General features: G+C 44.9%; 7 protein-coding genes. 6 read left to right on the forward strand and 1 reads right to left on the reverse strand.

From position 1 onward, the window contains the following. The first annotated feature begins 103 nt into the window (after positions 1–103). The 6 genes from Y697_RS08485 (at position 104) to Y697_RS08510 (ending at position 5,144) form a co-directional block, all read left to right on the forward strand. On the forward strand, positions 104–508 hold the full coding sequence (locus tag Y697_RS08485; RefSeq protein ID WP_121551196.1) for a Fur family transcriptional regulator: 405 nt from the start codon (positions 104–106) through the stop codon (positions 506–508). Continuing rightward, entirely contained in the window at positions 505–1,389 is an 885-nt protein-coding gene (locus Y697_RS08490; RefSeq protein ID WP_259462405.1) for a metal ABC transporter substrate-binding protein, read from the forward strand. Before Y697_RS08485 ends, Y697_RS08490 begins: the two co-directional genes overlap by 4 nt. Next, complete coding sequence (locus Y697_RS08495; RefSeq protein ID WP_121551197.1) at positions 1,379–2,119, forward strand: metal ABC transporter ATP-binding protein; 741 nt, start codon at positions 1,379–1,381, stop codon at positions 2,117–2,119. Before Y697_RS08490 ends, Y697_RS08495 begins: the two co-directional genes overlap by 11 nt. Further along, entirely contained in the window at positions 2,116–2,943 is an 828-nt protein-coding gene (locus tag Y697_RS08500; RefSeq protein ID WP_121551198.1) for a metal ABC transporter permease, read from the forward strand. Before Y697_RS08495 ends, Y697_RS08500 begins: the two co-directional genes overlap by 4 nt. 154 nt (positions 2,944–3,097) lie before the next feature. Continuing rightward, positions 3,098–3,904, forward strand: coding sequence for an MBL fold metallo-hydrolase (locus Y697_RS08505; RefSeq protein ID WP_259462406.1), 807 nt, complete (start codon positions 3,098–3,100; stop codon positions 3,902–3,904). A gap of 67 nt (positions 3,905–3,971) precedes the next feature. Next, entirely contained in the window at positions 3,972–5,144 is a 1,173-nt protein-coding gene (locus Y697_RS08510) for an iron-containing alcohol dehydrogenase (protein WP_121551199.1), read from the forward strand. Between the two features lie 688 nt (positions 5,145–5,832). Here Y697_RS08510 and Y697_RS08515 read toward each other — a convergent pair. Next, a partial coding sequence (locus Y697_RS08515; RefSeq protein WP_147433193.1) for an ABC transporter ATP-binding protein occupies positions 5,833–6,340 on the reverse strand: 508 nt, incomplete at its 5' end.

Consider the following 6,340-nt stretch of genomic DNA (forward strand, 5'->3'; position numbering starts at 1 on the left):
GAAGAGGGAACTTCTTCGGCTACCGAATTGACAGTACAGGCAAAACATGAGAAAATATTACGCAAGTGAGTTGCGCAAATGATATGCAAAAGGGAGGTGCCTTTTGAGGAAATTGACATCGCTTAGGCGAGAAATCCTTGAGATAATTAACAATTCTGATGCGCCGCTTAATGCCGACTCAATCCACGAAATGCTCATAGGAAGTCCGAATCTCTCAAGCGTTTACAGAAGCCTTGCTTTTCTGGAAGAAGAGGGACTAATACGCTCCGTATCCTTTGAGTGTGAGACCAGGTTCTATTTCAGTCGTCAAAAGGAGCCGATTCATTTTCTGCACTGTAAGAAATGTCATAAGACAGAACCATTCTATGAGAGCATTTCGGACTCACTTGCAGAATCAGTTGCTGAAGATCGGGACTTTACGATTACAGGCCACGTTTTCTATTTCATCGGAATATGTGGAGAGTGCAAGAGAAAAATATTCTCTGATATCAAGGAGGGGAAGATTTGAGAAGTAGACCGATGATGATTTCAGTTCTGCTGATTCTTCTGTTTGCGGTAACCGCATTACCGCTGAAAATTGTTGCAACAATAAACCCTTACTATTTGATTTTAAAAGAAATTACCGGTCAAGAGGCCCAGGTTGATCTTCTTATTGGACCGGGTCAAAATCCTCACATATTTTCCCCAAAGATCTCCGACATAAGAAAGCTCAACGATGCCGATTTGGTGATTGCGAATGGTCTAGATCTGGAAGTTTTTCTTAAACCTTATCTTGAGGATTTAACTTCACGGGGGAAGACTGTTGAATATATGGGAAATCTCCTGCCGGATGAACTTCTTGTGGATGAAAATGAGAAAGACGATGACGACGAATCCGGACACCATGATAATCCTCACATATGGCTAGATCCGATTATTCTGTCGGACCATGTAGTTCCGATTCTAGTTAGAACATTGTCTTCTCTTGATCCTGGCAATTCCGAATTCTTCTCTTCTAACGCAGCGAGCTTGATCAAGAATCTCCAAGAATTCAGCGATCAAACAGCTTCATATCTGGAGAGGTTTAAAGGGAAAACTGTAATTGTAGCTCATCCTAGCTTCTCGTACTTTTTCAGAAGATATGGAATAAAGCTCGAGCCTGTTCTGGAGGGCGTTGGAGATGAGCCCACGATTGGGGAGATAATGAAACTAGTTGATTTCGTAAGGAGTCAGGATGTGATTGGGGTGTTTGCGGAATACCAGCATTCGAAGAGGGCAATAGATATATTGATGGATGAGACCTCTGTAAAACATGGAGAATTGGATAGTCTTGGTATTTCAACAGGCAGCATTATGGAATTGCTTCAGTGGAATCTAGCTGAAATGAAGAGGGTATTCGATGGAGAGTAGAATTCTCAGAGTGGAGAATCTAAGCTATAAGATTGGGAGTCACTGGATTCTCAGAGATGTTTCTTTCGAAATGTCTCGTAGAGAATTCGTCGGGATAATTGGACCGAACGGAGCCGGAAAGACAACTCTAATCAAGGCCATCGTTGGCGATCTTAACGATTATTCGGGAAAGATATTTGTTTCTGGCAGAATAGGATACTTGTCTCAGAATCCTGAAAGAAAACGCGACTTTCCCATAAGAGTAAGAGAAGTGGCCGGAATGGGACTTTACGGCGAACGCGGAGTTTTGAAATCATTAAGAAGAGGCGATTGGAGGAGAGTGGAGGAACTCCTCGAAACAGTGGGAATACTGGATCTGAAAGATAGGAAGGCCGGTACGCTATCCGGCGGCGAGTATCAACGATTAATGCTAGCGCGGGCATTGGCCTCCAATCCCGAATTACTAATACTTGACGAGCCTGAAGCCGGTGTGGACGAGATGGGAAAAGCTTCTTTTTACAGGCTTCTGGATTCTCTAAAGAATGAGAAGAATATGGGAATATTGATGATAAGCCACGACATTGGAATGGTTTTTGAAGCATGCGATACTGTGATGTGTATCAACAAGACTCTTCATTGCCACACAGCTGCGGACAGAATCACGCCTGAAGAGCTTCGGTTAGCATTCTCCAGTGATTTCGATCTCTTCATAAGATCTAGGGACCACTTCGAGAGGGAACATAACATATGATTCAAGATTTCATTAAAGACATTATAGAATACTCCTTCCTCAGAAACGCGATATTTGCCGCGATTCTCGTAAGTGCGCTTACGGGTCTTTTTTCAAGTGTAGTAGTGCTAAGAAAGATTGAGTTCATTGGAGACGGTGCAGCTCACGCAACTTTTGGAGGTATTGCTTTCGGCTTGCTTCTAGGGACTGACTATGTATTTATGGCTGCGATCACGGCCGTGGTTTTTGCTGTTGCAGTAAGCTATTTTACGAGAAAGAATAAGTTGTCTGAAAGCAGTGTTATCGGAATGTTGCTTCCTTTATCAATGTCATTGGGAGTCATTGCGCTCTCATTTGTGAAAGGATACACCCCCGATATAATGGGGCTCTTCTTTGGGAATATTTTGATGGTAACTCCTGATGATGTTCGGATGCTTCTGTTAGCTGTTATTGCCGCGATAGTCTTCTTTACCGTGTTTTATCGTGAGATCTTGTATTACTCTTATGATGAAGGAATGGCAAAACACTATGGAGTGCCCGTGGGTTTCATACATTACGGGGTACTGATCGGCATTAGTCTCAGTGTAGTAAGTTCTGTAAAAATCGCTGGAATTATTCTGGTGACCGCATTTCTGGTAATTCCTGCGGTTACTTCGAAGCTCGTAGCACGTTCGTTTAGGAGTATGATTGTGATTTCGGTGAGCATGGCAGTTGTGGCAAGTGTTATTGGTATATTCATTTCATACGTGTTCGATATGCCCCCTGGACCAGTGATTGTTATAGTACTTTTCTTAGAGTTCTTGGGGACGATCTCAATAAGAGGGCTTATTCGAGGTCGATTGTAATGAACGTGATAATTAGACTAACAGATTGAGAGCAGATCATAATGTTGGCAAAGGCTTGTATGTTCTACTACCAGTGTCCGTGGATTCTCTGAGTCACTTAAGAATTACATCAATTCAGAGTGAAACTCGAGGGAACTCAGATTGAGGAAGAGGAATGGATATGAGGATAACTGTTCTATGCAATGACAAGGCTATTGAAGGGTTTGAATGCGAACACGGTGTATCTTTCTTCGTTGAAATGAACGGCAAGAACTATCTGTTTGACACGGGATCTACTGATGTCGGAGTCAAGAACGCCAGAAAACTTGGATTGAATCTCTCCAGAATTGAATTGATAGTGATCAGCCATGGACACTATGATCATCTTGGAGGGCTGGGAAGTGCGCTTCGGGAGACTGGGGCAAAGAGAGTACTTGTGGGTGAAGGAAGTTTTGAGAGGAAGTTCAGCGAGACAACGCTTACCAGCCCTGAAGATGGGAGAACCGAATATGAGCGCCTCGGAGCAATTATTGAAACAGTGTGGACTTCAAAGGAAATTGCTGACGGAGTCTATGTAATGACTGCTGCGCCTCTTGTTACTGAAGAAAGACCCGGGGAAAAGCACGTGAAGATTACTGAAGGGATCACGGATAGGGATCTCTTCAACGATGAGCTCTCTCTATCTGTTGTCGAGAATGGTAACGTGACGGTTATAACCGGCTGCTCCCACAGGGGGATTGGTAACATCGTCAAACAGGCCTCGGGATTTGGAAAAGTGAAGAATGTGGTTGGGGGTTTACACTTGCTGCATAAGACTGAAGAGGAGCTCGAAGAAATCTTTGAATATCTATTGGGTTTCGATATCGATAATTTCCATATTGGTCACTGCACAGGCGACAACGTAGTGAAGAAGATTGCAGAAAGATTTCCTGCCGAGGTTCGAGAGCTAATGGCTGGAGATAGTTTTGAGTTTCATGATTGAAGCACTGTGAAATTAGTTACATCCCGTAATTTGCTTTCGATTTGCAAATATTAAGGAGGTTTATGAAGTGGATAGGATTTTGAATTTCGAGTATTTTTTGCCGACAAGGCTAGTATTTGGTGTTGGATCAGTAAACAGAGTTGGAGAGTTTGCAAAGTCTTTGGGCAAAAAGGCACTAATTGTAACTGGTAAGAGCAGTACGAAAAAGACGGGTCTTCTTGACAGGGTCATAGCTGTTCTAGAGAAGAGTGGAATAGAAACGGTCGTATTTGATGAGATAGTTCCAAATCCCCTTTCATCTACGGTTGATAAAGGCGCGGAGTATGCGAACAAGGAGGGATGCGATCTAATCATTGGTCTCGGTGGTGGAAGCCCTGTGGATTCGGCAAAACTAATAGCTGTGGTCGCCAAGGATGGCGGTCATTGCTGGGATTATACGGGATCTGGGGGCGGAAGAGTTCCCAAATCGGCGTTACCAGTCATCGCTATTCCCACTACTCACGGAACCGGAACCGAGTCAGATCCCTTTGCAGTAGTAACGAATACTGAAACTAACGAGAAGATAGGTGTTGGATTTGATCAAACATTTCCTACTGTCTCTATTGTCGATCCCGAGGTCATGAAGACTCTTCCACCCTATCAGACAGCGGCAACCGGAATGGACGCTTTCTATCATGCAATTGAGTCCTACATAAATACAAACCATCAACCAACGTCAGACCTTCTTGCTCTGGAAGCCATGTCGCTCATAAATCATTACCTACCCATAGCTTACAGGGATGGCAACAACATCGAAGCTAGAACAGCCCTCGCATGGGCAAGTACAGCTGCAGGAATTTGCGAAACACTTTCGGGCTGCATCGCAAATCATTCCATTGAGCATCCTATAAGCGCCTATTATAACGCTACCCATGGAGCTGGGCTATGTGCAACCGGTCCTGCTTTCTTTGATTACATCAGGCCTCATACAAAAGAGAGATTGGCCAGAGTAGCTCAAATAATGGGAGCTCCTGAAAGTGAGATAGATATCGATAGACTCTCAAAAATGTCAATAGAACTAATACACAGGCTTCAAAAAAACGTTGACATAGATATAACTCTAGAGGAACTTGGAGTAGAGAAGTCTATGCTCGGTAGGCTTGCAGAGGATGCTATGAGAACGATGGGGGCTCTTGTCGAAGTGACACCGGGTAACCTGAAAACCAAAGATCTGGAAAGGATATTGGAAATGTCTTACTGATCAGGAGCTGCAAAATAGTCTAAATTGGCGAGAATATTAGTTTCCTAGAATCTCTCGCTATACATCTAAAAGGACGGGGGGTTGACCCAGTTTACCCTCCGTTTTTTGCTTCTTACGAGGACAGCCGAGGTCGATCGATTCGTATTCGGTGGTTAGAGGGGTGAGGATAATGAAGGGAAAAACGTCCTTGGTTCTTCGTTCCGGTGCTACGCGTCCAGTTCTTGGTTCTTCGTCCGGGACCAGATCCCGAAGCAAGTTCGGGATGACAGCGAACGGTTGTTCCTAAAAGGCCAGATTCCGTCATTCCGACAAAGTTCCTGGTCGGAATCTTGATGCTATTGCTTCGTGGCTTCAACCAAGAACGAAGAACAGATCCTTGCTCTGGAAGAACAGGTTTTTTATTCGGAGAACGGGGAACCGCTCAGCGGTCAACCAGTTTCTTTTGCTCTTACGGACCTCCAACCACCAACCTCCGACCCCGGCCTTTTTTACAACTTACAACTCACATCTTGGAACTTGCAACTGTTCTTTTCGGCGAACGGAGAACCGCTCAACGGTTGACCTGAGAGGCTTCCTGCGAAGCAGCCTCACTTCCCCGGATGCCCTTCCGGGCATCACTTCCTCGCGTCAGCGAGCCTCACTTCCTGCCGGAGGCAGCATCACTTCTGATCTTGATGCCACCAATCTGCTACCCGCAACCCCGGTCTTTCTCTTCAGCTACTTCCTTCCATCTTCTGCAGGCATGGAAGTGACCCTCTTTTATCTCCCGAAGTTGAGGTTCTTCCTTCTCCCAGCATTCTTCTTTTGCATAAGGACATCTCGGATGGAATCTGCAGCCCTTTGGAATATTGGCGGCAGAGGGAATCTCTCCCTTTATAGGTACTACCTTGGGTTTGTTTACCTTTCCAGCAACCGGTTCGCATACGGCAGCGATGAGAGCCCTTGTGTATGGATGAACGGGGTTGTCTATAACATCGTCGGGATCGCCTATCTCTATTATCTTTCCAAGGTACATCACTGCTATCCTGTCTGTGAAGTATCTCGCAGTAGAGAGATCGTGAGTTATGTAGAGATAAGTCAATCCAAGGTCTCTCTGCACTTCCTTCATCATGTGGAGTATCTCCGCCCTGGTGGAGAGGTCTATCATGGATACCGGTTCATCCGCAACTAGAAGCCCGGGATTGAGAAGAAGAGTC

It is taken from the genome of Mesotoga sp. BH458_6_3_2_1 (genome assembly GCF_003664995.1).
In the GTDB taxonomy this organism is placed as follows: Bacteria; Thermotogota; Thermotogae; order Petrotogales; family Kosmotogaceae; genus Mesotoga.